We start from the raw sequence: 242 nt of genomic DNA on the forward strand, positions 1-242 counted from the left end.
TCCTCGTAGTAGCGGATGGTCGGGACCTTCACGCCGGTGGCCTTGGACAACGCGCCAATGGAATACATCGCAGAGACCTCTTGAAGCTCTAGTGACTAGAGGCCCTACATTGATCCCGAATCAGGAATGAGGACAAGAGCAATGGCAGGCTGCTGCAATCACAACACCCGGTTTGACGGGGTCTCGGCAGATTACAAACGAAGGCTGTGGCTGGTGATCGCCATCAACGCCGGCATGTTCGC

General features: G+C 56.2%; 1 protein-coding gene. It reads right to left on the reverse strand.

Translation table 11 applies throughout. The features are described from left to right. A partial coding sequence (locus tag RA19_RS27820) for a MerR family transcriptional regulator (protein ID WP_152615884.1) occupies window positions 1-68 on the reverse strand: 68 nt, incomplete at its 3' end. Window positions 69-242: the final 174 nt, after the last annotated feature.

The organism is Leisingera sp. ANG-M1, assembly GCF_000813745.1.
Classification (GTDB): domain Bacteria; phylum Pseudomonadota; class Alphaproteobacteria; order Rhodobacterales; family Rhodobacteraceae; genus Leisingera.